This window comes from Pseudomonas sp. BF-R-30 (genome assembly GCF_019956175.1).
In the GTDB taxonomy this organism is placed as follows: domain Bacteria; phylum Pseudomonadota; class Gammaproteobacteria; order Pseudomonadales; family Pseudomonadaceae; genus Aquipseudomonas; species Aquipseudomonas jessenii.
In genome coordinates, this window is the sequence record NZ_JAHBDE010000073.1 from 1 (window position 1) to 1359 (window position 1359).

General features: G+C 56.7%; 1 protein-coding gene. It reads right to left on the reverse strand.

The window, feature by feature from the left end:
- Window positions 1–254: 254 nt before the first annotated feature.
- Window positions 255–1277 carry an IS110 family transposase gene (locus KGB20_RS25720; RefSeq protein WP_150813539.1) on the reverse strand — a complete coding sequence of 341 codons (1023 nt, stop codon included), beginning with the start codon at window positions 1275–1277 and terminating at the stop codon, window positions 255–257.
- Window positions 1278–1359: the final 82 nt, after the last annotated feature.

Here is a 1359-nt window from a genome sequence, read left to right on the forward strand (position 1 = left end):
AAAATGTATGGTCAGCCCATCTCCTGCAACCCCATGGGCTGTTTTCGGTAAAGCTGGCTTGCGCTAATGTATCCGGGCTCGTAGTGAGCGTTGCGCTAACAACGCTCGGCCCTCGATGAGTAGCCGCTCCCGACTGTCCTGAAAAAACCCTCAGCCTCTAAAGCTGATTTTGTTGCCAGGTTCTCAGTCGGGCCGTTTGCCGTTTACTGTCATCAGTCAGTGACGTCGCAAAAGCCGGTGGGAAAGCTGTACGTTCAAGCGTTCGGATGTGGGTCGTACTGGCCGCCTTTGGCCAGTACCGCCCACACGATTCGCGCCAGTTTGTTCGCCAAGGCGCAGGCCACGATATTGGAGTGTCGGCGCCTCAGCAGGTCTTGAACCCAAGGCCCAAGGGCATCTTCCCGTTTATCGATATGCTGCATGATGGCCCGCGCGCCCTGCACCAAGAGTTGGCGTATGTGCTTATCGCCACGCTTGCTGATCCCCAAGAGCACCGTCTTTCCGCCCGTCGAGTATTGCCCCGGAACCAGCCCTAACGAAGCCGCAAAATCACGTCCGCTGCGGTAGCGCGAGACATCCCCCACGTCGGCCAATACCGCGCTGGCGGTGATCGGCCCGATACCAGGAATACTCTGCAAACGTTGCCCGGCATCGTCTTCTTTCAACTGTTGTTTCAGGTCGGACTCGATGTCCTTGATCTCATCAGTGAGCTGTTGAATTTGATAATAGAGGCGCATCACCAGGCCCTTGAGACGCAATGGAACTGGGTGTTGAGGATCGTCCAGCAGCGCCGGCATGCGGTGCAAGGCCGTGACACCGATGGGCAGGCTAATCCCGAACTCCAGCAGAAAACCATGAATCTGATTAGTCGCCGCCGTCCGATGCTCAATCAGCGAGCCTCGAACACGGTGTAAGGCAGAAAGCGTTTGCTGCTCTGCCGTTTTGATCGGGCAGAAGCGCATCGTGGGGCGGCTCGCCGCCTCACAGATCGCTTCGGCATCAATGAAGTCGTTTTTGTTACCTTTGACGAACGGCTTGACGTACTGCGGAGCGATCAACTTCACCTCGTGTCCCAATGCGCCAATCTCCCGAGCCAACCAGTGAGCGCCACCGCAAGACTCCATCACCACCGTGCAGGTTGGTAGCTGCCCCAAGCTTCTGAGCAACTGTCCACGGGTCATCTTCTTGCGCAAAACCTGATGGCCTTGGGTGTCCTGGCCATGCAGGTGGAAACTGTGTTTGCCAATGTCGATACCGAGAAGCGTCATCGTGTTCATGAGAGATCCTCCGCCGAAAACGAGAAAAGCCCTGCAAGCGTAAACCTGCAGGGCTTCTCGGTCAGGCTGACCATCTCATTAA

Bases quoted from the DNA above. Each gene is read 5' to 3' on its own strand.
- KGB20_RS25720 (WP_150813539.1), bottom strand. From the start codon at position 1,277: ATGAACACGATGACGCTTCTCGGTATCGACATTGGCAAACACAGTTTC.